Source organism: Streptomyces sp. NPDC046727 (assembly GCF_040645635.1).
In the GTDB taxonomy this organism is placed as follows: domain Bacteria; phylum Actinomycetota; class Actinomycetes; order Streptomycetales; family Streptomycetaceae; genus Streptomyces.
In genome coordinates, this window is the sequence record NZ_JBEYYR010000040.1 from 62,906 (window position 1) to 86,246 (window position 23,341).

Consider the following 23,341-nt stretch of genomic DNA (forward strand, 5'->3'; position numbering starts at 1 on the left):
CTGCCGGCCACCGCTTCAGCGGGACCGGCAGGGCTGACGCGTGTCTGCGGCGGCGGGCAGTGCCTCGCCCGCCTTCAGGAGATCGCCCAGGTCGCTGACGGGGTACGTGGCGAGGACGGAGCAGAGGCGGTTCCCGCCGCCGTACAGCGGGTCCAGGGGAAGGGTCACCTGGCCGAGCGCGGACTCCGCGGTGATCCGGTTCTTGTCCAGCCGCAGCTGCTGCCAGGGCGACCAGAGGTGCAGCGTGGCGAGCGGCTCGCCACCGCCGGTGTCCCACAGCTCAAGGTTCTGTCCCGGGCCTCTCTCGGCCGTGCCGCGCAACAGCACGAGTCGCCGCCCGTCAGCGCTGAACGGGCCATGGGCCCACGCCTCGGACGCCAGCTGCCTGCTGCGGCCCGTGCCGGGCCACCAGAGGAAGACGCCCTCGGCGGTCGTGACCGCGGCGATCCGAGCATCCGGCGCGAGGACCACACTCGCGGTGAACCAGCCGGTGGTGTCGAGCCGGCTGAGGTGTGCCGTCGGACCCTGCTGCCGTCCGTCGCGACCCCACAGCGCGGCCTCCCCGTTCCGCCGGACGATCATGATCCGCTCGTCGCGCAGGCCGGCCGCCGCGACGCAGGCACGGGGGTTCGTGCCGGTGTGGTCGGGCGGGCAGTCCGGCCGTACGAGGTGGTGCCGGCCACCGTCGGTTCCGGACACCCGGGCCAGGCCCGTGCTCTGGACCAGTAGGAAGTCCTTCGCCCCCAGGGGCGAGACGCCTTCGATTCCGTCCGCGAGGTCGGAGCGACCCTTCCGGTACTCCTCCAGACCGGGCAGGGTCCGCAGCTGCCACCAGTCACTGCCCCAGATCATCACGTGACGGCCGTCGGCGGCGACGACAGCACCCCTGACGCTGACATCCGGTTCCAGCCGTTTCTCCACCGGCCTCCTGCCCGCCCTGCTCACCAGGCTGTACGTGAACCCCGGCTCGTCGGGCGGGGAATGCATGACGATGTCGACAAGGCGTGCGCCCAAGGGACCGAAGGCCACTCGTTCCGTGTCGTCGCCCATGTCGGCGAGCGGGTGTGCGGTGCGCTCCGTCGAGAACACCAGGACGTTCCGCTCCTCGACCGCGTACACCAGCGGCGCCCGCTGACGCGTCCGGGGCACGACTGTCAGGCCGTCCATGCGCACCCGGAAGGGAACGACCGTGCCGTACCGGCTCCCCGTCTCGCTGTCCGCGACCACCAACCGCATCGCGTCACGGTTCCCCGCCGCCCCGTCGTCGCCACCGGGCGCTCTGTCGGCCATGAGGACGAAGCGCCCGCTGGTCTCCACGGGATGGTCCATGTGGTCGAAGTCCGCCCGGCTCGGGTGATCCACACCGTCCCGCGTGCGCACGATCCAGGAACGGCCACTGCCCGGCTGCCGAACGGCCACCCTGCCGCCGGGCCCCAGCAGCGCCCCTGCCAGCAGCGGTCCCGGCGCGGGGGCCGCTCCCCCGGACAGTGCGCCGTCGACCAGGCGGTACACGGTCTTCTCCTCGTTCCCCGTCCCCACGTCCTTGGTGCGTACGGCGCTCACCCGGTCCCGCGCGCCGCCCGCGGGCAGCGCCACGCCGGTCACACACTCACCGGGCACGAAAAGCCCGCGGGGGAAGGCGCGCCGGCGCTCCTTCGCGACATCCCGGATGTACCAGTGCCGGTCCATGTCCTCCTCGTCGCACACCTGGCTCTCGGAGTCCCCGTGCAGCAGGAGGTCCCCCCGCTGCGAAAAGTCCAGGTAGGAACTGCTCCAGTCCTGAGCGGCAGGATCCCACTCCCACCACGCGACCGCCTTCGCCCGCCCCGTCCGCCACACCCGTACCGCCCCGTCCCGGCCGGCGGCCGCGATCTTCGTACCGTCGTCGCTGACGGCCACCGTGTCGGCCTCCCCCGGCACGTCCTCGGGAGTCCTCTGTCGCGACACCTCGCCGTCGTCCCCGAGCCGGAACACCAGAACGCGCGGCTTGCCGTCGTTCCCGCGCCGCAGCACGGCCAGCACCCGCCCGTCCGCCGAAGCCGCCGTCGTCTGCACCGAGCCCTCCGGCAGCACCCGATGGATCCGCAGCGCCTTCGACAGCGGCAAGGACGTCCGCAGGACCGCGCGCCGCGCCTCGGGCACATCGCTGGTCCGGCGTGCGGCGAGCGCCAGCAGGGCCGCGTCCACCGGATCGTCGGCGGCCCGGCTCTCCGCATAGCTCGCCAGCCTGCGTGCCGCCTCCTGCCGGTCGCTCCGCTTCCCGCCGTTGACGAGGTGGACGACCACGACGCCCGCCGTCAACGCCAGCACGGCGAGGCACGCCACCAGCGCCACCGCCCCGCGCCCCCGCCACAGCGCGCGCCGCCGGTGCTGCCGGCTCAGCTCGATGAACTCCCGCTCGGCCAGGGAGATCTCGTCCGGCCGCTCGGTCTCCCTGCCCCGGGCCGCCGTGACCTCGGAGCCCCGCAGCAGCAGGTCGGGGTGGCGCTCGCCCTCCTCCCACTCCCGCAGCCGTCCCCGCAGGCGTTCGTGCCAGGCCAGGAAGTCCCGGGACTCGTCCAGCCAGCCCCGCAGGGTCGGCCACTGCCGTACCAGCGCCTCGTGGGCCAGGGCGACCGTCTCGCGGCCCGCGCTGTCCCGGGCGATGACGAGGAGCCGGGTCGCGGCCAAGGCCTGGGCGGCGGCGCGCAGTTCGTCCGGAAGCTGGTCGAAGGCGCGCGCCACCCGGGCGTACTCCTTGCCCTTCACCGGCCGCGCGAGGCGTTCGAACAAGCGGCGGGCCACCGCCTCGTCCACCCCGCCCGGCCCCTTGCACACCTGCGTCAGCTGCTGGTCCGCGTACCGGGCGAGCGCGCCCTCCACCCCGCCGATCTCGCGGTACCCGGCGTGCGTGAGGCGGCCGTGCGCCTGCCGTTCCCAGAGTTCCGCCAGGGCGAACTCCACCAGGGGCAGCGCGCCCGGCTCGCCGCCCGCGTCCGTGACGATCCGTTCGGCCAGGCCGGGTTCGAACTCCACTCCGGGGACGGCGGCGACGGGCAGGCGCACCACCTCGTCCAGCTGGGCCGGGGTCATCGGCGCGATCATCTGGACCGTGCCGCTGAGGGCCTCGGCCCGGCCGCCCATGACGAGTTCCTCCAGGGACGCCGAGCGCAGGGTGGCCAGGACCCGGAAGCGGCGGCCCTCCGGGTGGCAGGCCCGTGTCATCGGCAGCAGGACGTCCAGGAGGGCGCGGGCGTCGGCGGGGCGGGCGCCCACGGTCTCCTCGAACTGGTCCAGGAGGACGACGTGTCCGGCCGTACCGGCGTGCTCCAGGACGCGGGCGCCGAGCAGCACCGCCGTCCGGCCGCGGTCGCCGCCGGTGAGTTCCCGGGCCAGGTCGCGGGCGGCGGGGAACTGGCCGGCCAGGGCGGCCGCGAGGGTGCGGATCGGGTCGGTGTCCGGTTGCCCGGCGAAGTCCGTGACCGTGTGGCCGGCCGACCGGAGCAGGGGCAGCACCCCGGCACGCACCAGGGACGACTTGCCGACCCCGGAGGCTCCGGCCACCGGCACGAAGGGGTGGGTGCGGACGGCGTCGGCGATGCGGGCGCTGTCCGCGCGGCGGGCGAAGAAGACGTGGGCGTCCTGTTCGCGGAAGGGCTCCAGGCCCCGGAAGGGGGAGGGACGCAGGTCGGGGTCCAGGCCGAGCAGCAGGGCGGCCGGGATCAGGTACGCCGTCGCCGCCGGGGCACCCAGCTCCATGGCGACGGTCATGCCGACCACCCCGCCCTGCACGGTGTCCCACACCGGCGATCCGCTGAACCCCCGGGCGATCGAGGGGGATCCGGGCGCCGCCTCCATGGACGTCCAGCCCTTGCCGACCGGGGCGCGGAGCCGGCCGCGCACCCATACCCCGTGGTCGTCCGTGCGGTGCGGGAAGCCGAGGACGCGGAACGGGTGGCCCCACATGCCGGTGCCGCCCGCGAAGCGGACCGGTGCCGTGCCCGGGACGGTCTCCGCCAGGGTCAGCAGGGCGATGTCGCCGCCGCCGTCCGCCGTGACCGGACGCCAGTGGGTGACGGTCGCCGTGCGGCGCGCGGACGGCGGGTGCAGCAGCGGGAAGTCGACGGACACCGGGGCCGTGGGGGGTGTCGTGGCCGACTCGTCGCCGCCGAGCGCGCTCGCGACGACGTGCGCGCAGGTGCACAGCGTGCGTTCCGCGACCAGGAAGCCGGTGCCGGTGACCCGGCCGTCCTCGCTCCAGAAGCGTGCGATGCCGCGCGGGAGTTCGTCGTCAGGAGCGGCTTTCGCCATCACGCTGCCCCGGAATGTCCGACGGATCCGTGTTCGACCACTGCATGCTCACCGTGAAGTGCGCCTCGGTCGATCCGCGCGCCACCACCACCCCGGCCTCGGCGCTCACCGTGATGCCGAACTCGACGGTGACGGACTCGGGCGGTCTCGCCAGTGTGCGGGCCTCGGTGACGAGCGCGCCGAGTGCCGGGCGGACCCGGGTCAGTGCCTGCTGGAGGGTCTCGGCCGCCCCGGCCATCGCGCCGCCGCGCGAGACCCGCTGCACGCCCGCCGGGCCCTCGCCCGCCACCTCCAACAGCACGATCTGGCCGTCGTCCAGCAGCATCTCGCCCACATACGCCACTGTGCGTCCCCTCCCGCGTCCGTTGCGCCCCGTATGAGTCGTACGCGCTATTGCAGATGCTCACGGTGCGTGAGTACAAGCGGGAGCGGTGAATGCCGTCCGCGCGAGGGGAATTCACCGCGATCCGGCCGTCCGGCGGCGTCCGGCGTGCTAGCGGTGTGGGCCTCAGCACAGTCCGGCATCCCAGGTCAAAGGCAAGTTGACGGCCGTTCCGGGGGCGTGGTGGACTGCCCAGGCCATGTACGGCGGCAGGAGAGGAAGCCGGTGCGAATCCGGCGCGGTCCCGCCACTGTCACCGGGGAAGAACCCCCGGGAGCCAGGAACTCTCACCGCCGATTCACGTCGAACCAGGGCGCGGACACCCTGAGTGAGGACACATATCGCCATGCTCGGCTGCCCATCGAGGACCCGTACCAGGCCCGTTCCTGTGCCCACGGCCGGCTGAGCCGATGGGTGCCGATCGCACGTACGCGTACGGCGCCGCCGCCGGCGTCCTGGGCGACCTGCTCCTCGGCGATCCGCGCCGCGGGCATCCGGTCGCCGCGTTCGGCCGGGCGGCCGGAGCCGTGGAAGGCGCGTTGTGGCACGACCACCGCGGCTGGGGCGCGCTGCACACCGCCGTGTGCGCCGGTGGCGCCGTCGCTCTCGGCGCGCTGGCCGTACGCGCCGTACGCCCCTTGCCTGCCGCCTCCGTCGCGCTGACCGCCGCCGCCACCTGGGCGGTCGTGGGCGGCACGTCGCTCGCCCGGGAGGCCCGCGCCGTCGGGCGCGCGCTGGAGGCCGGGGACGTCGAGGCCGCCCGGGCCCGGCTGCCCCATCTGTGCGGCCGGGACCCGCAGGCGCTGGACGCCGACGGCATCGCCCGGGCCGTGGTCGAGTCGGTCGCCGAGAACACCTCCGACGCCGTCGTGGGCGCGCTGGTGTGGGGCGCCGTGGCCGGGGTGCCGGGGCTCCTCGGGTTCCGCGCGGTCAACACCCTGGACGCCATGGTGGGCCACAAGTCGCCCCGCCACCGGCGCTACGGCTGGGCCTCCGCCCGCCTCGACGACGTCGCCGGCTGGCCGGGGGCCCGGCTGACCGCCGTCCTCGCCGCCGCGGCCGGACCCGATGCCCGGGGCGCCCTGCGCGCCTGGAAGGCCGACGCACGCAAGCACCCGAGCCCCAACGCCGGGCCCGTGGAGGCCTCCTTCGCGGGCGCCCTCGGCGTACGCCTCGGCGGAACCCTCTCCTACGGCGGCCGGGTCGAGCACCGCCCCGTGCTCAACGGCGCCGCCGGCCGGCCGGTCCGGGTCACCGACATCGACCGGGCCGTACGGCTCTCCCGCCGCGTCGGCCTCCTCGCCCTCGGCACCACGGTCGCCGCGCGCGCACTCCTGAAAGGACGTGGGAAGTGAACGGTGGTCTCCTCGTCGCCGGCACCACCTCCGACGCCGGCAAGAGCGTCGTCACGGCCGGCATCTGCCGCTGGCTGGTACGCCAGGGCGTGAAGGTCGCGCCGTTCAAGGCGCAGAACATGTCGCTCAACTCGTTCGTGACGCGCGAGGGCGCCGAGATCGGGCGGGCTCAGGCGATGCAGGCGCAGGCCTGCCGGGTCGAGCCGACCGCGCTCATGAACCCCGTGCTGCTCAAGCCGGGCGGCGAGCAGAGCAGCCAGGTGGTGCTGCTGGGCAAGCCGGTGGGCGAGCTGAGCGCGCGCGGGTACCACGGCGGGCGTCAGCAGCAGCTCCTCGGCACGGTGCTGGACTGCCTGGCCGAGTTGCGGGGCACGTATGACGCGGTGATCTGTGAGGGGGCGGGGAGCCCGGCCGAGATCAACCTGCGGCGCACCGACATCGTCAACATGGGCATCGCCAGGAACGCGCGGCTGCCCGTGCTGGTCGTCGGCGACATCGACCGCGGGGGCGTGTTCGCCTCCTTCTTCGGGACCGTCGCCCTGCTCTCGCCCGAGGACCAGGAGCTGGTCGCCGGTTTCCTGGTGAACAAGTTCCGCGGGGATGTCAGCCTGCTGGAGCCGGGGTTGGACATGCTGCACGGGCTGACCGGGCGGCACACCTATGGTGTCCTCCCGTTCCGGCACGGGCTCGGCATCGACGAGGAGGACGGACTGCGCGTGTCGCTGCGCGGGACCGTCCGGGAGTCCACCGTCGCCCCGCCCGTCGGCGAGGACGTGCTGCGGGTCGCCGTGTGCGCGGTCCCGCTCATGTCCAACTTCACCGACGTGGACGCGCTGGCCGCCGAACCGGGCGTCGTGGTCCGGTTCGTGGACCGCCCGGAGGAGCTGGCGGACGCCGACCTCGTCGTCGTCCCGGGGACCCGGGGAACGGTCAGGGCGCTCGCGTGGCTGCGCGAGCGGGGCCTGGCGGACGCCCTCGTCAGGAGAGCCGCGGAGGGCCGCCCGGTCCTCGGTATCTGCGGCGGCTTCCAGATCCTCGGCGAGCACATCGAGGACGAGGTCGAGTCCCGCGCCGGCGCCGTCCCCGGGCTCGGCGTGCTGCCCGTCCGGGTGCGCTTCGCCCGCGAGAAGACCCTCACCCGGCCGAGCGGCCAGGCCCTCGGCGAGCGGGTCGACGGCTACGAGATCCACCACGGGGTGGCCGCCGTCGCCGGGGGCGAGGCCTTCCTGGACGGCTGCCGGGTCGGCCAGACCTGGGGCACCCACTGGCACGGCTCGCTGGAGTCGGACGGCTTCCGGCGGGCCTTCCTGCGCGAGGTGGCCGCCGCCGCGGGCCGCCGCTTCGTGCCCGCGCCGGACACCTCCTTCGCCGCGCTGCGCGAGGAGCAGCTCGACCGGCTCGGCGACCTGATCGAACAGCACGCGGACACGGACGCGCTCTGGCGGCTCATCGAGTCGGGCGCGCCGCAAGGACTGCCTTTCATCCCACCGGGAGCGCCCGCATGAGCACAGTGTTGTTGTTGTCGACCGCCGACACGGATCTGCTGGCGGCCCGGGCCGCCGGCGCCGGCTACCGCATCGGCAACCCGACCCGGGTCGACGTCGCCGAGGAGCTGCCGGGCCTGATCGAGGGCGCGGACCTCGCCGTCGTACGGCTGCTGGGCGGCAAGCGGGCCTGGGAGGACGGGCTGGCCGCGCTGAAGGCGTCGGGCCTGCCGACCGTGCTGCTGGGCGGCGAGGCCGTGCCGGACGCCGAGCTGATGGCCGAGTCGTCCGTGCCCGCCGGTGTGGTCGCGGAGGCGCTGAAGTACCTGGTCGAGGGCGGGCCCGCGAACCTGACCGAGCTGGCCCGGTTCCTGTCCGACACCGTGCTGCTGACCGGCGAGGGCTTCGAAGAGCCGCGGAAGATGCCCGAGTACGGCGTGCACGGCTCGTACCCGGTCCGGGACGGCCGGCCGACCGTGGGCGTGCTCTTCTACCGGGCGCACGAGCTGAGCGGCAACACCGGCTTCGTGGACACCCTGTGCGAGGCGATCGAGGCGAAGGGCGCCAACGCCCTTCCCGTGTACTGCGGTTCGCTGCGCGGCGCGGACGCCGGGCTGTACGAGCTGCTGGCCCGGGCCGACGCGCTGGTGGCCACGGTGCTCGCGGCCGGCGGCACGCACGCCTCGCAGGCCTCGGCGGGCGGTGACGAGGAGTCCTGGGACATCGGGGCGCTCGCCGACCTGAACGTCCCGGTCCTGCAAGGCCTCTGCCTCACCTCGTCGCGGGCCGCGTGGGCGGAGTCGGACGCGGCCCTCTCCCCCATGGACGCGGCGATGCAGGTCGCGATCCCGGAGTTCGACGGCCGGCTGATCACCGTGCCGTTCTCGTTCAAGGAGCAGGGCCCGGACGACGTGCCGGTGTACGTCGCCGACCCGGAGCGGGCCGCGCGGGTGGCCGGAATCGCCCTGCGCCACGCCCGGCTGAAGCACAAGCCGAACGCCGAGAAGAAGGTCGCCCTGGTCTTCACGGCGTACCCGACCAAGCACTCCCGGGTCGGCAACGCGGTCGGACTGGACACCCCCGCGTCGGCGGTCCGGGTCCTGGACGCCCTCAGGGAGGCCGGCTACGGCCTCACCGAGTACCCCTCCGGCGGCGACGAGCTGATCCACCGGCTGATCGAGGCCGGCGGCCACGACGTCGAGTGGCTGACCGAGGAGCAGCTGGCCGCCGCGCCCGCGCGGGTGCCGCTGGCCGACTACCGGGCGTGGTTCGAGAAGCTGGACCCGGAGCTGCGCGACGCGATGACGGAGGCCTGGGGCGAGCCGCCGGGCAGCCTGTACGTGGACGGCGACGACATCGTCCTCGCCTCGCTCCGGTTCGGGAACGTCGTCGTGATGATCCAGCCGCCGCGCGGCTTCGGGGAGAACCCGATCGCGATCTACCACGATCCCGACATGCCGCCGTCCCACCACTACATGGCCGCGTACCGGTGGCTGGAGAACAGTTTCGGCGCCGACGCGATCGTGCACATGGGCAAGCACGGCACGATGGAGTGGCTGCCGGGCAAGGGCCTCGGGCTCGGCGCCGGCTGCGCGCCGGACGCCGTCCTCGGCGACCTCCCCCTGATCTACCCGTTCATCGTGAACGACCCCGGCGAGGGCACCCAGGCCAAGCGGCGCGGGCACGCCACGGTGGTCGACCACCTGGTGCCGCCGATGGCCCGCGCGGACACCTACGGCGACCTGGCCAAGCTGGAGCAGCTGCTGGACGAGTACGCGCTCGTCTCCGACCTGGACCCGGCGAAGGCCCCGGCCGTCCGCGCCCAGATCTGGACCCTGGTCAAGGCGGCCGAACTCCACCACGACCTGCACGTGGCCGAGCAGCCGGACGACGACGAGTTCGACGAGTTCGTCATGCACATCGACGGCTATCTGTGCGAGATCAAGGACGTCCAGATCCGGGACGGCCTGCACATCCTGGGCGGCGGTCCGGTCGGCGAGCCGCGCGTGAACCTGGTCCTCGCCGTGCTGCGCGCCTCGCAGGTGTGGGGCGGGCAGGCCAACGCGCTGCCGGGCCTGCGGGCCTCGCTGGCCGAGCACTTCGGGCTCGTGGAGAAGGAGCTGCTGGCCGAGCCGGGCGCGCCGGTGAAGGTGCCGGTCGAGCTGACCGACCTGGTCGACGGCCCGTCCCGTACGGCCGCCGACGCGATCGACCTGCTGGAGCAGCTGTGCCGGCGGATCGCGGAGGGCATGGAGGCCCGGGCGTGGGACCGTACGGTCGTCCCCGCGGTCCTGCGCGCCGTGCTCGGCGCCGAACTCCCCGACGCGGAGGCCGTGGTGGAGTTCGCGTGCGACGAGGTCGTACCGCGGCTGGCGCGGACCACCGACGAGATCGGGCACATCCTGCGGGCCCTGGACGGCGGTTACGTGCCGGCCGGTCCCTCGGGCTCGCCGACCCGCGGTCTGGTCAACGTGCTGCCGACGGGCCGGAACTTCTACTCGGTCGACCCCAAGGCCATTCCGTCCCGGCTGAGCTGGGAGGTCGGGCAGGCGCTGGCGGACTCCCTGGTCCAGCGGTACCTCCAGGACACCGGCGGGTACCCGAAGTCGGTGGGCCTCACCGTGTGGGGCACGTCCGCGATGCGCACCCAGGGCGACGACATCGCCGAGATCCTGGCGCTGCTGGGCTGCCGCCCGGTGTGGGACGAGGCCTCGCGCCGGGTGACGGGGTTCGAGGTGATTCCCCTGGCCGAGCTGGGGCGGCCCCGCATCGACGTCACCGTCCGCATCTCCGGCTTTTTCCGCGACGCGTTCCCGCATGTGGTCGGTCTGATCGACGACGCGGTCCGGGCGGTGGCCGAACTGGACGAGCCGGCCGAGTCCAACTTCGTGCGGGCGCACGTGGACGAGGACACCGCCGGGCACGGCGACCGCCGCCGGGCGACGGCCCGTGTCTTCGGCTCGAAGCCGGGGGCCTACGGCGCCGGTCTGCTGCCGCTGATCGACGCCCGCAACTGGCGCAGCGACGCGGACCTGGCCGAGGTGTACGCCGTCTGGGGCGGCTACGCCTACGGGCGGGGGCTCGACGGGCGGGCGGCGCGCGGGGACATGGAGACCGCGTTCAAGCGGATCGCGGTGGCGGCGAAGAACGTCGACACCCGTGAGCACGACCTGGTCGACGCCGACGACTACTTCCAGTACCACGGCGGCATGGTCGCCATGGTCCGCCATCTGACGGGCGCCAACCCCGAGGCGTACGTGGGCGACAGCGCCGTACCGGACCAGGTGAAGACCCGCACGCTGGGCGAGGAGACGCACCGCGTGTTCCGGGCGCGGGTGGTGAACCCGCGCTGGATGGCGGCCATGCGCCGGCACGGCTACAAGGGCGCCTTCGAGATGGCGGCGACCGTCGACTACCTGTTCGGGTACGACGCCACGGCCGGCGTGGTCGACGACTGGATGTACGAGAAGCTCAGCGCGGAGTACGTCTTCGACCCGGAGAACCGGGACTTCATGCGCAATTCCAACCCGTGGGCGCTCAGGGGCATCACGGAACGCTTGCTGGAAGCAGCGGACCGGGGCCTTTGGGCGGAGCCGGACAAGGAGACCCTGGACCGGCTCCGCGCGACCTACCTCGAACTTGAGGGCGATCTGGAGGGAGAAAAGTGATCTCCCCGGCAACCCCCGCAGCGGCGGGGAGCACGTCATCCCGCGCAGAGCCCACGGGTTCGACTTGGGATCACCCCCGCGTCTGCAGGGACCAGAGCAGCAGTCTGGCAACCTGCACAGCTCGCGGCACCCTGCCATTGCATAAGGCACTCGAAGGAGTGATCGCGGCGTGACTACCCCCTTCCCATTTTCGGCCGTCGTCGGCCAGGACGATCTGCGGCTCGCGCTGCTGCTGAACGCCGTTTCGCCGGCGGTCGGCGGTGTGCTGGTGCGCGGCGAGAAGGGCACCGCGAAGTCCACGGCGGTACGCGCGCTGTCGGCGCTGCTGCCGGAGGTGGCCGTGGTGCCCGGGTGCCGGTTCTCCTGTGACCCGGCCTCCCCCGACCCCGCCTGCCCGGACGGGCCGCACGAGGCCGGCGGCGGCGCCGAGCGGCCGGCGCGGATGGTCGAGCTGCCCGTCGGCGCGTCCGAGGACCGGCTGGTCGGCGCGCTGGACATCGAGCGGGCGCTCGCCGAGGGCGTGAAGGCGTTCGAGCCGGGCCTGCTGGCCGACGCGCACCGCGGCATCCTCTACGTCGACGAGGTGAACCTGCTCCACGACCACCTGGTCGACCTGCTGCTGGACGCGGCGGCGATGGGTGCCTCGTACGTCGAGCGCGAGGGCGTGTCCGTACGGCACGCTGCCCGGTTCCTGCTCGTCGGCACCATGAACCCCGAAGAGGGCGAGCTGCGCCCGCAGCTGCTGGACCGGTTCGGGCTGACCGTGGAGGTCGCGGCCTCGCGGGAGCCGGAGCAGCGGGTGGAGGTCGTCCGGCGCCGGCTGGCGTACGACGACGATCCCGCCGCCTTCGCCGCGCGCTGGGCCGACGAGGAGGCCGCCGTACGGCAGCGGATCGTGGCGGCGCGGGAGGTGCTGCCGCAGGTGCGGCTGGGTGACGGCGCGCTGCGGCAGATCGCGGCGACCTGTGCGGCCTTCGAGGTGGACGGCATGCGGGCCGACATCGTGATGGCGCGTACGGCGACCGCGCTGGCCGCGTGGGCCGGGCGGACCGACGTCCTCGCGGAGGACGTACGGCAGGCGGCGCTGCTGGCGCTGCCTCACCGGCGGCGGCGGAACCCGTTCGACGCGCCGGGTCTGGACGAGGACAAGCTGGACGAGACGCTGGAGCAGCACTCCGGGGACGACGGGGAGGGCGACGACGACCCCGGCCCGGACGGTCCCGGTGGCGGCGGGCAGCCGGCGCCCGACAGCGGTCCGCAGGGCGATGGCGGCAGCGCCGCGCGGCCCGAGGCCGGTGAGGGCGGGCAGCCGCAGGCGTCCGGTGCGCAGGAGCAGGCGGCCGCACGGGCCGCGGAGCCGTTCCGTACGAAGGTGCTGAGCGTGCCGGGCCTCGGTGAGGGTGCCGCCGGGCGGCGGTCGCGGGCGCGGACCGAGCACGGGCGGACCACCGGGGCCCGGCGGCCCCGGGGGACGCTGACCAAGCTGCATCTGGCCGCGACCGTGCAGGCCGCCGCGCCGCATCAGCGGGCGCGGGGGCGCTCCGGGCCGGGGCTGGTGCTCCGCCGGGACGATCTGCGGCAGGCGACCCGGGAGGGGCGCGAGGGCAACCTCGTGCTGTTCGTGGTGGACGCCTCGGGGTCGATGGCGGCGCGGCAGCGGATGAGTGCCGTGAAGGGTGCCGTGCTGTCGCTGCTCCTGGACGCCTACCAGCGACGGGACAAGGTGGGGCTCGTGACCTTCCGGGGGTCGGCGGCGGATGTGGCGCTGCCGCCGACGTCCTCCGTCGATGCCGCCGCCGCGCGGCTGGAGTCGCTGCCGACCGGTGGGCGTACGCCGCTCGCCGCCGGGCTGCTGAAGGCGCACGAGGTGCTGCGGGTGGAGCGGCTGCGGGATCCGGCGCGCCGGGCGCTGGTGGTCCTGGTGACCGACGGGCGGGCCACGGGCGGTCCGGAGCCGGTGGCGCTCGCGGGGCGGGCGGCACGGCTGTTCGCGGCCGAAGGGGTCGCGTCCGTGGTCGTGGACTGCGAGTCGGGGCCGGTACGGCTGGGGCTCGCCGGGCAGCTGGCCGGTGAACTGGGCGGTACGGCGGTGACGCTGGACGAGCTGCGGGCGGACTCGATCGCCGGGCTCGTGAAGGGAATTCAGGGCAGGAGGGCCGCGTAATGCCGCAGGGACAGCCGAGTGTCGTACCGGACGACGGACTGACGACCCGTCAGCGCCGGAACCGGCCACTGGTCGTCGTGCACACGGGCGTCGGCAAGGGCAAGTCCACCGCCGCGTTCGGGCTCGCGCTGCGCGCCTGGAACCAGGGGTGGCCCATCGGGGTGTTCCAGTTCGTCAAGTCGGCGAAGTGGAAGGTCGGCGAGGAGAACGCGCTGCGCGTGCTCGGCGCCTCCGGCGAGGGCGGCACCGTCGACTGGCACAAGATGGGCGAGGGCTGGTCCTGGGTCCAGCGGGACATCCAGGGTGACAACTCGACCAACGAGGAGAAGGCCCGGGAGGGCTGGGAGCAGGTCAAGCGGGACCTGGCCGCCGAGACGTACCGGCTGTACGTGCTGGACGAGTTCGCGTACCCGATGCACTGGGGCTGGGTCGACACCGACGAGGTCGTGGAGGTGCTGCGGAACCGGCCCGGTACGCAGCATGTGGTGATCACCGGGCGGAACGCGCCCGAGAAGCTCGTCGACCTCGCCGACCTCGTCACCGACATGTCCAAGGTCAAGCACCCCATGGACGTGGGCCAGAAGGGCCAGAAGGGCATCGAGTGGTGACGTCCGTTCCCCGGCTGGTCATTGCCGCGCCGTCGTCCGGCAGCGGCAAGACCACCGTCGCCACGGGTCTGATGGCCGCGTTCGCCGCGCGGGGGCTCGCCGTGTCCCCGCACAAGGTCGGGCCGGACTACATCGACCCGGGGTATCACGCCCTCGCGACCGGGCGGGCGGGGCGCAACCTGGACGCGTACCTGTGCGGGCCGGAGCTGGTCGCTCCGCTGTTCCTGCACGGGGCGCGGGGGTGCGATCTCGCCGTGGTCGAGGGTGTGATGGGGCTGTACGACGGGGCCGCCGGGGAGGGTGAACTGGCGTCCACCGCTCATGTCGCCAAGCTGCTCGGGGCGCCGGTGGTGCTGGTGGTCGACGCCTCCTCGCAGTCGCGGTCGGTGGCGGCGCTGGTGCACGGGTTCGCCTCCTGGGATCCGGAGGTGCGGGTCGGGGGTGTGATCGTGAACAAGGTCGCCTCGGACCGGCACGAGGAGCTGCTGCGGGAGGCGCTGGATTCCTCCGGGGTGCCTGTTCTGGGTGTGTTGCGGCGGGCGGCGCCTGTGGAGACGCCGTCGCGGCACCTCGGGCTCGTACCGGTTGCCGAACGGCAGTCAGCGGCGGTGGAGGCTGTCGAGGCGATGGCGGCGCTGGTGTCTCAGGGGTGTGACCTGGAGGCCCTCGAAGCGCTTGCCCGTACTGCGGGCGACCTCCCGGGCGGCTCCGTCCCCTGGACCCCCGCCTTGCCCACCGACGACCACCCGACCCGGTCGGCTGAGAGGCCAAGGCCCGTAATCGCTGTTGCCGGTGGAGAGGCCTTCACCTTCTCCTACGCCGAGCACACCGAACTGCTCGCCGCCGCCGGAGCCGACGTCGCCGTCTTCGATCCGCTCCGGGACGAGGAACTTCCCGAAGGCACCGCGGGTCTGGTCGTCGGCGGCGGCTTCCCCGAGGTGTACGCCGGTGAGCTGTCCGCCAATGAGCCGCTGCGCAAGGCCGTCGCGGAGCTGGCGTCGAGCGGTGCCCCCGTCGCCGCCGAGTGCGCCGGGCTGCTCTACCTCTGCCGGGAGCTGGACGGGCAGCCCATGTGCGGCGTGCTGGACGCCACCGCGCGGATGAGTGAGCGGCTGACTCTCGGCTACCGGGACGCCGTGGCCGTCGGCGACAGTGTGCTGGCGGTGGCCGGTACGCGGATGCGCGGGCACGAGTTCCACCGCACCGTCGTCGAGCCGGGCGCCGGTGCCGCTCCCGCCTGGGGCGTGCGGGCCCCGGTGAGGCGGGTCGAAGGTTTCGTACAGCAGGGCGTGCACGCGAGTTATCTGCACACGCACTGGGCGTCCCGGCCCGGTGTCGCCCGTCGGTTCGTGGAGAGGTGCCGGACGTCATGAGCAGCAGGCTGGTCGGAGTCGGGGTCGGTCCCGGTGATCCGGAGCTGGTGACCGTCAAGGGGGTCAACGCGCTGCGGGCCGCCGATGTCGTCGTCGTGCCCGTCATGGACACCGGGGAACGCGGGCGCGCCGAGGCGACGGTGCTGCACTACGTGCCCGCGGAGAAGATCGTCCGGGTGGTGTTCGCGCTGAACGAGCGGACCGACCGGGCGCGGCGGGAGGCGGCCTGGGACGCGGCCGGGCAGCGCGTCGCCGAGCTGCTCGCACAGCACGCGTCGGTCGCGTTCGCCACCATCGGGGACCCGAACGTGTACTCGACGTTCACGTATCTCGCGCAGACCATCGGGGAGCTGGTGCCGGGCGTCGCCGTGGAGACGGTGCCCGGGATCACCGCCATGCAGGATCTGGCGGCGCGGTCGGGGGCCGTGCTGACCGAGGGCACCGAGCCGCTCACCCTCGTACCGGTGACGGCCGGGTCGGCCGTGCTGAAGGAGGCGCTGGCCGGGCCCGGGACGGTCGTGGCGTACAAGTTCGGGCGGCAGGCCGCCGAGGTCGCGGAGGTGCTCGCGGAGACCGGGCGGCTCGGGGACGCCGTGTGGGGGTCGGCGCTGGGGCTGCCCGAGGAGTCGGTGCGGCCGGCCGCGGAGCTGGACGGGACGCCGCTGCCGTACCTGTCGACGCTGATCGCGCCGCCGCGGCGGGACGGCGGCCGGGGCGGGAAGCTGTGAGACCGGGCGCCCGGTCGGCCGGGTCAGCCGGAGATGCCGACCACCAGCCAGATGAACGCGGCGCCGGCCACCGTGCACAGCAGGGTGGAGCGGGCCGGGTGCTCGTGGTGGGCCTCGGGGAGGATCTCGGCGGCGGCGAGGTAGAGCAGTACGCCGCCGAAGAGGCCGAGATAGCCGCCGAGCACCGGTTCGGGGATGCGGAAGAAGGCCGTGGACAGCGCGCCCAGCAGGGGTGCGCAGGCGTCGGCGACCAGCATGCCGATGGCCCGGCGGCGCGCGTTGCCGTACAGGCTGGTGATGGTGAAGGTGTTGAAGCCGTCGGCGAAGTCGTGGGCGATCACGGCGAGCGCCACGGCCGTGCCCATGCTGCCGCCGACCTGGAAGGCCGCGCCGATCGCCACGCCGTCCATGGCGCTGTGGCCCACCATCGCGGCGGCTGCCGCGAGGCCCACCTCCGGCGCCCGGTGGCCCGGACCCTCGGCGCCGCCGTGCGCGGCCTGCCGGGCGGCCAGCGTGCGCTCCACCAGATGGGCCAGCAGGAACCCGGCCACGAACAGCAGCAGGGCCGCCGGCACGCCGAAGATCTCGCGGTCGGCCGCGTGCAGCGCCTCCGGCAGCAGGTCCAGGCCGACCACGCCGAGCATCAGCCCGCCGGCCAGGCCCAGGACCAGATGGCGGCGGTCGGTCACGCGCTGTGCCGTCCAGCCGCCGGCCAGCGTCATCAGGAACGCGCCGAGCGCCACGAAGACCGCCATAGGCCCTTGCTATCCGATGGACCGGCGTTCGCGCATGTCCGACAGCCGTTCACGTACTGACTTGTAGGAGAGGACCGATTCCCATGGCCGATGCCCCCACCGGCAAGGTGACCTTCGTCGGTGCCGGCCCCGGCGCCGCCGACCTGCTGACGTTCCGGGCCGCGCGGGCCATCGCCGAGGCCGACGTCGTGATCTGGGCCGCGAGCCTGGTCCAGGCGGAGGTCCTCGAACACGCCCGGGAGGGCGCCGAGATCCTGGACTCGGCGACCATGTCCCTGGAGGACGTCGTCGCCGTGTACCGACGTGCGTTCGAGGAAGGGCTGAGGGTCGCCCGGATCCACTCCGGCGACCCGGCCCTGTGGGGCGGCACGCAGGAGCAGCTGGACCGCTGCCAGGAGATCGGCATCGCGACCGAGGTCGTCCCGGGCGTGTCCTCCTTCTCGGCGGTGGCCGCGCTCGCGCAGCGCGAGCTGACGATCCCCGAGGTCGCGCAGTCCGTGGTGCTCACCCGGCTCGGCGGGGGCAAGACGCCGATGCCGCCCGGCGAGGAGGTGCGCGAGTTCGCCCGCCACGGCACCACCATGGCGATCTTCCTGTCGGCGGCGCGCAGCGGGCAGCTGGTGCGGGAGCTGCTGGAGGGCGGCTACCCCACGAGCACCCCGGTGGTGATCGCGTACCAGGCGACCTGGCCGGAGGAGCTGGTCGTGCGGTGCACGATCGGCACGCTGGAGGAGACGGTCAAGGAGCACAAGCTCTGGAAGCACACGCTGTTCCTGGTCGGCCCGGCGCTGGACGCCCACGGGACGCGTTCGCACCTGTACCACCCGGGGCACTTCCACGGCTACCGGAAGGCCGACCCCCAGGCGCGGCGGGCGCTGCGCGAGCAGAGGGCGAAGAGTTGATCACGGTCGTCGGTGCGGGGACGGGGGCGCCGGTGCCCGCGGACGTCCTCGCCGGGGCCGCCCTGGTGGTCGGCGGGCGGCGGCACCTGGACGCCGTCCGGCTGCCCGAGGGCGCCGAACGGATCGTGCTCGGGCCGCTGGCGCCCGCCCTGGACGCCGTCGCGGAGTACGTCGGCAAGGAGCTGCCGGTCGTCGTGCTGGCCTCCGGGGATCCGGGGTTCTTCGGGATCGTGCGGGTGCTGGCCGAGCGGTTCGGGTCCGGTCTGCTGGACGTGCGGCCGGGGGTGTCCTCCGTGGCCGCCGCGTTCGCCCGGATCGGGCTGCCCTGGGACGACGCGGTCGTGGTCAGCGCGCACGGCCGGGAGCTGCGGACGGCGGTGAACGTGTGCCGGGCGCGGCCCAAGGTGGCCGTGCTGACCGGACCGGGGGCCGGCCCCGCCGAGCTGGGCGCCGCGCTGCCCGGTGACCGGGTCCTGGTCGTGGCGAGCGCGCTCGGCGATCCGGAGCGGGAGCGCGTGGAGCGGGTGACGGCCGCCGAGGCGGCGGCGCGGGACTGGGGTACGGCGGTGAGTGTCGTGCTGTGCCTGGACGAGGCGCGGGCGCTCGGCGCGGTGCGTACGGTCGCCGGGGTGCCTCGGGCGCCGGCCCGCTGGGCGCTGGCGGAGGACGAGTTCGCCCACCGGGACTCGATGATCACCAAGTTCGAGGTGCGGGCGCTGGCGTTGGCCCGGCTGGGGCCGCGCCTCGGCGACCTGGTGTGGGACGTGGGCGCCGGGTCGGGCTCGGTCGCGGTGGAGTGCGCGCGGCTCGGCGCGGCCGTCGTCGCCGTGGAGAAGGCGGCGGACGGGGTCGAGCGGATCCGTGCCAACGCGTCCGCCCACGGCGTGGACGTGGACGTGGTGCACGGGTCGGCGCCGTCCGTCCTGGACGGGCTGCCGGATCCCGACGCGGTGTTCGTCGGCGGTGGGGGCCGGGAGCTGCCCGCCGTCGTCACCGCGTGCGCGCGGCGGGCACGGCGGACGGTCGTCGTCGCCATGGCCGCGCTCGACCGGGTGCCGGCGGCCCGCGAGGCGCTGACGGGCGCCGGGTTCACCTGCGACGGGGTGCTGCTCCAGTCCTCGCGCCTGGCGCCGCTGCCCGGGGACGTGACCCGGCTGGCGGCCACCAATCCTGTGTTTCTGCTGTGGGGCGTGCGCACCCCGGCGTCTAGTGAAGGAGTTGCCCAGTGATCGGCCTCATTTCCGCCACCGCGGCGGGTGCGGCGGCGCGGGACCGGCTGGCCGCGGCCTGGCCCGAGCGCGTGCGGGTGTACGAGGGTCCTGTCGGGGAGGCCGTGCGGGCCGCGTTCGCGGAGTGCGAGCAGCTGGTGTGCTTCCTGGCCACGGGGGCGGTGGTACGGCTGCTCGCGCCGCTGCTCGGGGACAAGGCGGCCGACCCGGGTGTGGTGTGCGTGGACGAGGGCGGCCGGTTCGCGGTGTCGCTGGTCGGCGGGCACGGCGGCGGCGCCAATGAACTGGCCCGCGAGGTCGGCGAGGTGCTCGGTGCCGAGCCGGTGGTGACGACCGCGACGGACGCCGTCGGGCTGCCCGGCCTGGACACGCTCGGGCTGCCGTACGAGGGTTCGGTCGCCGTGGTCTCCCGGGCGCTGCTGGACGGCGAACCGGTGGCGCTGGAGGCGGAGGTGGCGTGGCCGCTGCCGCCGCTGCCGGTCGCACCCGAGGGGCCGTACACGATCCGGCTCACCGACCGGGCCGTCGCACCGGGCGAGCGGGAGGTGCTGCTTCGGCCGCCGTCGCTGGTGGTCGGGGTCGGCGCCTCGAAGGGCGCGCCGGCCGAGGAGGTCCTCGCCCTGGTCGAGGCGGCGCTGCGGGAGGCGGGGCTCTCGCCGAAGTCGGTCGCCGAGCTGGCCACCGTGGACGCCAAGGCGGAGGAGCCCGGCATCGTGGCCGCCGCCGAGCGGCTCGGGGTGCCCCTGGTGACGTACTCCGCCGAGGAGCTGGCGGGCGTGGCGGTGCCGAACCCGTCGGACGCGCCGCTCGCGGCCGTCGGCACCCCGTCGGTCGCCGAGGCCGCAGCCCTGGTCCGGGGCGGTGAACTCCTCGTCCCGAAGCGGAAGTCGGCCGGGCAGCCGGCCATGGCGACCTGTGCCGTGGTGCGGCGTCCGGGGCGCGGGCGGCTCGCGGTGGTCGGGCTCGGGCCGGGCGCCCGGGACCTGCTCACCCCGCGCGCGACGGCCGAGCTGCGGCGGGCCTCGGTGCTGGTCGGGCTCGACCAGTACGTGGACCAGATCCGCGATCTGCTGCGGCCCGGCACCCGGGTGCTGGAGTCGGGGCTCGGCGCGGAGGAGGAGCGGGCCCGTACGGCGGTCGCGGAGGCCCGTGAGGGGCAGGCCGTGGCGCTGATCGGCAGCGGCGACGCGGGCGTGTACGCCATGGCCTCCCCGGCGCTCGCCGAGGCGTCGGACGACATCGACGTGGTCGGGGTGCCCGGGGTGACGGCCGCGCTGGCCGCCGGGGCGATCCTGGGCGCGCCGCTGGGCCACGACCACGTGTCCATCAGCCTGTCCGACCTGCACACGCCGTGGGAGGTCATCGAGCGGCGGGTGCGGGCGGCGGCCGAGGCGGACCTCGTGGTGACGTTCTACAACCCGCGTTCCCGGGGCCGTGACTGGCAGCTGCCCAAGGCGCTCGCGATCCTCGCCGGGCACCGGGAGCCCGAGACGCCGGTCGGTGTCGTGCGCAACGCGTCCCGGCCTGACGAGTCCAGCCGGGTCACGACCCTGGCCGGACTGGACCCGGCGACGGTCGACATGATGACGGTCGTGACCGTGGGCAACACGGCGACCCGGCAGATCGCGGGGCGCATGGTGACGCCGCGCGGGTACCGCTGGCAGGCGTCGCAGGAGGGGGCGAAGTGAACCGCGTCGTCCACCCGATCGAGCAGGAGTCCTACCGGCGGCTGCGCGCCCGCCTGGACACCTCGCACTTCCCGCCGCTGACCCGGGCGGTGGTGGAGCGGGTCATCCACTCCGCCGCCGACCTGGAGTACGCGAGCGATCTCGTCATGGACGAGGGCGAGCTGGAGACGGCGCACGCGGCGCTGCACGCCGGGGCGCCGGTGGTCGTGGACGTCGAGATGGTGGCCGCCGGGATCACCCGGCGCGAGACCGTCTGCCGGCTGCGGGACGCCGTGGCCGGGCCGGGTCTGACCCGGTCGGCGCACGCGATCCGGCTCGCCTACGAGCAGGTCGGCCCCGGTGCCCTCTGGGTGATCGGCAACGCGCCGACCGCGCTGGAGGAGCTGCTCACCCTGGACGCCGCCCCGGCCCTCGTCATCGGTCTGCCCGTCGGCTTCGTCGGCGCGGTCGAGTCCAAGGCCGCGTTGCGCGAGAGCGGGCTGCCCGCCGTGAGCAACGTGTCCGAGAAGGGCGGGTCGGCGGTCGCGTCCGCCGCGCTGAACGCCCTGCTGTACCACCCCGTTTCGTCTGAGGAGACCTTGTGACCACCCCGCCCGCCCTGCTCATCGCCGGACACGGCACCCGTGACGACGCCGGAGCCGAGGCGTTCCGCGACTTCGTCCGGGAGCTGGGGCGCCGCCACCCGGAGCTGCCCGTCGCGGGCGGCTTCATCGAACTGTCCCCGCCGCCGCTGGGCGAGGCCGTCACCGAGCTGGTCGAGCAGGGGGTACGGCGGTTCGCCGCGGTGCCGCTGATGCTGGTGTCCGCCGGGCACGCCAAGGGCGACATCCCGGCCGCGCTGGCCCGCGAGAAGGAACGGCACCCGGGCATCTCGTACACCTACGGCCGCCCGCTGGGCCCGCACCCGGCGCTGCTGAACGTGCTGGAGCGGCGGCTGGACGAGGTCCTCGGCAGTACGGCCCGCACCCCCGAGGACCGTGCGGACGTCACCGTGCTGCTCGTCGGGCGCGGCTCCACCGACCCGGACGCCAACGCCGAGGTGTTCAAGGCGGCGCGGCTGCTGTGGGAGGGCCGCGGGTACGCCGGGGTGGAGACGGCGTTCGTGTCGCTGGCCGCGCCGGACGTGCCGAGCGGCCTGGACCGGTGCGTGGCGCTGGGGGCGAAGCGGATCGTCGTGCTCCCGTACTTCCTCTTCACCGGCATCCTGCCGGACCGGGTGCGGCAGCAGACCGAGGGGTGGGCCGCCGCGCACCCGGAGACCGAGGTGCGGTCGGCCGACGTCATCGGGCCCGAGCCGGAGCTGCTCGACCTGGTGATGGAGCGGTACGCGGAGGCCGTCAAGGGCGATCTGCGGATGAACTGCGACTCGTGCGTGTACCGGATCGCGCTGCCCGGGTTCGAGGACAAGGTCGGGCTGCCGCAGCAGCCGCACTTCCACCCGGACGACGACGGCCACCACCACGGGCACGGGCATCACCATCACGGGGGGCACTCGCACAGTCATGCGCACTGAGGGCACGGGACCTGACCTGCGGCATCACGGGGACGCCGAAGTACGGGACGACGGGGCGGCGTTGACCGACCTCGCCGTCAACGTCCGCGCGGACACGCCTCCGTCGTGGCTGCGGGAGGAGATCGCCGGCTCGCTGTCGTCCCTCGCGGCCTACCCGGACGGGCGGGCCGCGCGGGCGGCGGTGGCGGCGCGGCACGGGCTGCCGGTGGAGCGGGTGCTGCTGACGGCGGGCGCGGCGGAGGCGTTCGTGCTGCTCGCCCGCGCGCTGAAGGTCCGCCGGCCCGTCGTGGTCCACCCCCAGTTCACGGAGCCGGAGGCCGCGCTGCGGGACGCCGGGCACACCGTGGACCGGGTGCTGCTGCGCGAGGAGGACGGCTTCCGGCTGGACCCGGCGGCCGTGCCGGAGGACGCCGACCTCGTGGTGATCGGCAACCCCACCAACCCGACGTCGGTCCTGCACCCGGCGGAGACGATCGCCCGGCTGGCCCGCCCCGGGCGGACGCTGGTGGTGGACGAGGCGTTCATGGACGCGGTGCCGGGTGAGCGGGAGGCGCTGGCCGGGCGGACCGACGTGCCGGGCCTCGTCGTGCTGCGCAGCCTCACCAAGACCTGGGGGCTGGCCGGCCTGCGCATCGGCTACGTCCTGGCCGCCCCCGAGACGATCGCCGAACTGGAGCGGGCCCAGCCGCTGTGGCCGGTGTCGACACCCGCGCTGGCCGCGGCCGAGGCGTGTGTCACGTCTCGGGCGTTGGCGGAGGCGGGGCACGCGGCGCATCGCATCGCGGCGGACCGGGCCCACCTGGTGGCGGGGCTGTCGGAGTTCGCCGCGCGCGGGGTACGGGTGGCGGAGCCCGCGGAGGGGCCGTTCGTGCTGGTCCGTATGCCGGATGCGGCGGGGGTACGGCGACGGTTGCGGGACCTTGGCTATGCGGTACGGCGGGGCGACACGTTTCCGGGACTCGGCGAGGAATGGGTACGGATCGCCGTCCGGGACCGGGCGACAGCGAACGCCTTCCTGAAGGCACTGTCCGCTGCACTCGCTCCGCCCGGCTGAGAGGCTGAAGTCCGGGAAGCCGTCCGCGGAAAGGCCGAGGCTTCCCAGCGAGCTGCTGCACCTGGAGAACGTGCTGACCGCGCTGCACGCGGTGACCGGCCGGGACGGGCCGGCCTTCCCGAACGGGAGGCCGCCCCCTGCCCGGGGT

The 23,341-nt window shown here is 74.4% G+C and carries 16 protein-coding genes and 1 riboswitch; of the genes, 13 read left to right on the forward strand and 3 right to left on the reverse strand.

What is annotated here, in order from left to right; genetic code table 11:
• Positions 1 to 15: 15 nt before the first annotated feature.
• Positions 16 to 4,290: a serine protease gene (locus tag ABZ937_RS35345; RefSeq protein ID WP_361698093.1), complete on the reverse strand. Its 4,275-nt coding sequence runs from the start codon at positions 4,288 to 4,290 to the stop codon at positions 16 to 18.
• Positions 4,271 to 4,615: a CU044_2847 family protein gene (locus tag ABZ937_RS35350; protein ID WP_361698144.1), complete on the reverse strand. Its 345-nt coding sequence runs from the start codon at positions 4,613 to 4,615 to the stop codon at positions 4,271 to 4,273. The genes ABZ937_RS35345 and ABZ937_RS35350 overlap by 20 nt, the downstream gene beginning before the upstream one ends.
• 224 nt (positions 4,616 to 4,839) lie before the next feature.
• A riboswitch (cobalamin riboswitch) is annotated at positions 4,840 to 4,982 on the forward strand.
• 100 nt (positions 4,983 to 5,082) lie between these two features.
• Between ABZ937_RS35350 and ABZ937_RS35355 the strand changes: the two genes are divergently transcribed.
• The 7 genes from ABZ937_RS35355 to cobI all read left to right on the forward strand — a co-directional run bounded on the left by ABZ937_RS35355 (position 5,083) and on the right by cobI (position 16,052).
• On the forward strand, positions 5,083 to 6,027 hold the full coding sequence (locus ABZ937_RS35355) for a cobalamin biosynthesis protein (protein WP_361698095.1): 945 nt from the start codon (positions 5,083 to 5,085) through the stop codon (positions 6,025 to 6,027).
• Complete coding sequence (locus ABZ937_RS35360) at positions 6,024 to 7,532, forward strand: cobyric acid synthase (protein ID WP_361698097.1); 1,509 nt, start codon at positions 6,024 to 6,026, stop codon at positions 7,530 to 7,532. Before ABZ937_RS35355 ends, ABZ937_RS35360 begins: the two co-directional genes overlap by 4 nt.
• Complete coding sequence (gene cobN / locus ABZ937_RS35365; RefSeq protein WP_361698099.1) at positions 7,529 to 11,179, forward strand: cobaltochelatase subunit CobN; 3,651 nt, start codon at positions 7,529 to 7,531, stop codon at positions 11,177 to 11,179. The genes ABZ937_RS35360 and cobN overlap by 4 nt, the downstream gene beginning before the upstream one ends.
• A gap of 169 nt (positions 11,180 to 11,348) precedes the next feature.
• Positions 11,349 to 13,343 carry a putative cobaltochelatase gene (locus ABZ937_RS35370; RefSeq protein WP_361698101.1) on the forward strand — a complete coding sequence of 665 codons (1,995 nt, stop codon included), beginning with the start codon at positions 11,349 to 11,351 and terminating at the stop codon, positions 13,341 to 13,343.
• Positions 13,343 to 13,951 carry a cob(I)yrinic acid a,c-diamide adenosyltransferase gene (gene cobO / locus ABZ937_RS35375; protein ID WP_361698103.1) on the forward strand — a complete coding sequence of 203 codons (609 nt, stop codon included), beginning with the start codon at positions 13,343 to 13,345 and terminating at the stop codon, positions 13,949 to 13,951. The genes ABZ937_RS35370 and cobO overlap by 1 nt, the downstream gene beginning before the upstream one ends.
• Entirely contained in the window at positions 13,945 to 15,324 is a 1,380-nt protein-coding gene (locus ABZ937_RS35380) for a cobyrinate a,c-diamide synthase (RefSeq protein WP_361698105.1), read from the forward strand. Before cobO ends, ABZ937_RS35380 begins: the two co-directional genes overlap by 7 nt.
• Positions 15,321 to 16,052, forward strand: a complete 732-nt coding sequence (gene cobI, locus ABZ937_RS35385; RefSeq protein WP_361698108.1) for a precorrin-2 C(20)-methyltransferase — start codon at positions 15,321 to 15,323, stop codon at positions 16,050 to 16,052. The genes ABZ937_RS35380 and cobI overlap by 4 nt, the downstream gene beginning before the upstream one ends.
• Before the next feature lie 23 nt (positions 16,053 to 16,075).
• Here cobI and ABZ937_RS35390 read toward each other — a convergent pair whose 3' ends face one another.
• Positions 16,076 to 16,807: a ZIP family metal transporter gene (locus tag ABZ937_RS35390; protein WP_361698110.1), complete on the reverse strand. Its 732-nt coding sequence runs from the start codon at positions 16,805 to 16,807 to the stop codon at positions 16,076 to 16,078.
• A gap of 83 nt (positions 16,808 to 16,890) precedes the next feature.
• Here ABZ937_RS35390 and cobM point away from each other — a divergent pair, with 83 nt between their 5' ends.
• The 6 genes from cobM to cobC are packed head-to-tail and all read left to right on the forward strand — an operon-like array spanning position 16,891 to position 23,193.
• On the forward strand, positions 16,891 to 17,709 hold the full coding sequence (cobM, locus tag ABZ937_RS35395; RefSeq protein ID WP_361698112.1) for a precorrin-4 C(11)-methyltransferase: 819 nt from the start codon (positions 16,891 to 16,893) through the stop codon (positions 17,707 to 17,709).
• Positions 17,706 to 18,938 carry a precorrin-6y C5,15-methyltransferase (decarboxylating) subunit CbiE gene (gene cbiE, locus ABZ937_RS35400; protein ID WP_361698114.1) on the forward strand — a complete coding sequence of 411 codons (1,233 nt, stop codon included), beginning with the start codon at positions 17,706 to 17,708 and terminating at the stop codon, positions 18,936 to 18,938. The genes cobM and cbiE overlap by 4 nt, the downstream gene beginning before the upstream one ends.
• Positions 18,935 to 20,626, forward strand: coding sequence for a precorrin-3B C(17)-methyltransferase (gene cobJ / locus ABZ937_RS35405; protein ID WP_361698116.1), 1,692 nt, complete (start codon positions 18,935 to 18,937; stop codon positions 20,624 to 20,626). The genes cbiE and cobJ overlap by 4 nt, the downstream gene beginning before the upstream one ends.
• A complete protein-coding gene (locus tag ABZ937_RS35410) occupies positions 20,623 to 21,210 on the forward strand; it encodes a precorrin-8X methylmutase (protein WP_361698118.1) in 588 nt (195 codons plus the stop codon). The genes cobJ and ABZ937_RS35410 overlap by 4 nt, the downstream gene beginning before the upstream one ends.
• Positions 21,207 to 22,139 (forward strand): sirohydrochlorin chelatase, encoded by a 933-nt coding sequence (locus ABZ937_RS35415; RefSeq protein WP_361698120.1) that lies wholly within the window; start codon positions 21,207 to 21,209, stop codon positions 22,137 to 22,139. The genes ABZ937_RS35410 and ABZ937_RS35415 overlap by 4 nt, the downstream gene beginning before the upstream one ends.
• A complete protein-coding gene (gene cobC / locus ABZ937_RS35420; RefSeq protein ID WP_361698122.1) occupies positions 22,129 to 23,193 on the forward strand; it encodes an Rv2231c family pyridoxal phosphate-dependent protein CobC in 1,065 nt (354 codons plus the stop codon). Before ABZ937_RS35415 ends, cobC begins: the two co-directional genes overlap by 11 nt.
• The last annotated feature ends 148 nt before the right edge of the window (positions 23,194 to 23,341 follow it).

Bases quoted from the DNA above. Each gene is read 5' to 3' on its own strand.
- ABZ937_RS35345 (WP_361698093.1), bottom strand. From the start codon at position 4,290: ATGGCGAAAGCCGCTCCTGACGACGAACTCCCGCGCGGCATCGCACGC.
- ABZ937_RS35355 (WP_361698095.1), top strand. From the start codon at position 5,083: ATGGGTGCCGATCGCACGTACGCGTACGGCGCCGCCGCCGGCGTCCTG.
- cobM (WP_361698112.1), top strand. From the start codon at position 16,891: ATGGCCGATGCCCCCACCGGCAAGGTGACCTTCGTCGGTGCCGGCCCC.
- cobC (WP_361698122.1), top strand. From the start codon at position 22,129: ATGCGCACTGAGGGCACGGGACCTGACCTGCGGCATCACGGGGACGCC.
- cobN (WP_361698099.1), top strand. From the start codon at position 7,529: ATGAGCACAGTGTTGTTGTTGTCGACCGCCGACACGGATCTGCTGGCG.
- cobO (WP_361698103.1), top strand. From the start codon at position 13,343: ATGCCGCAGGGACAGCCGAGTGTCGTACCGGACGACGGACTGACGACC.
- ABZ937_RS35390 (WP_361698110.1), bottom strand. From the start codon at position 16,807: ATGGCGGTCTTCGTGGCGCTCGGCGCGTTCCTGATGACGCTGGCCGGC.
- ABZ937_RS35350 (WP_361698144.1), bottom strand. From the start codon at position 4,615: ATGCTGCTGGACGACGGCCAGATCGTGCTGTTGGAGGTGGCGGGCGAG.
- cobI (WP_361698108.1), top strand. From the start codon at position 15,321: ATGAGCAGCAGGCTGGTCGGAGTCGGGGTCGGTCCCGGTGATCCGGAG.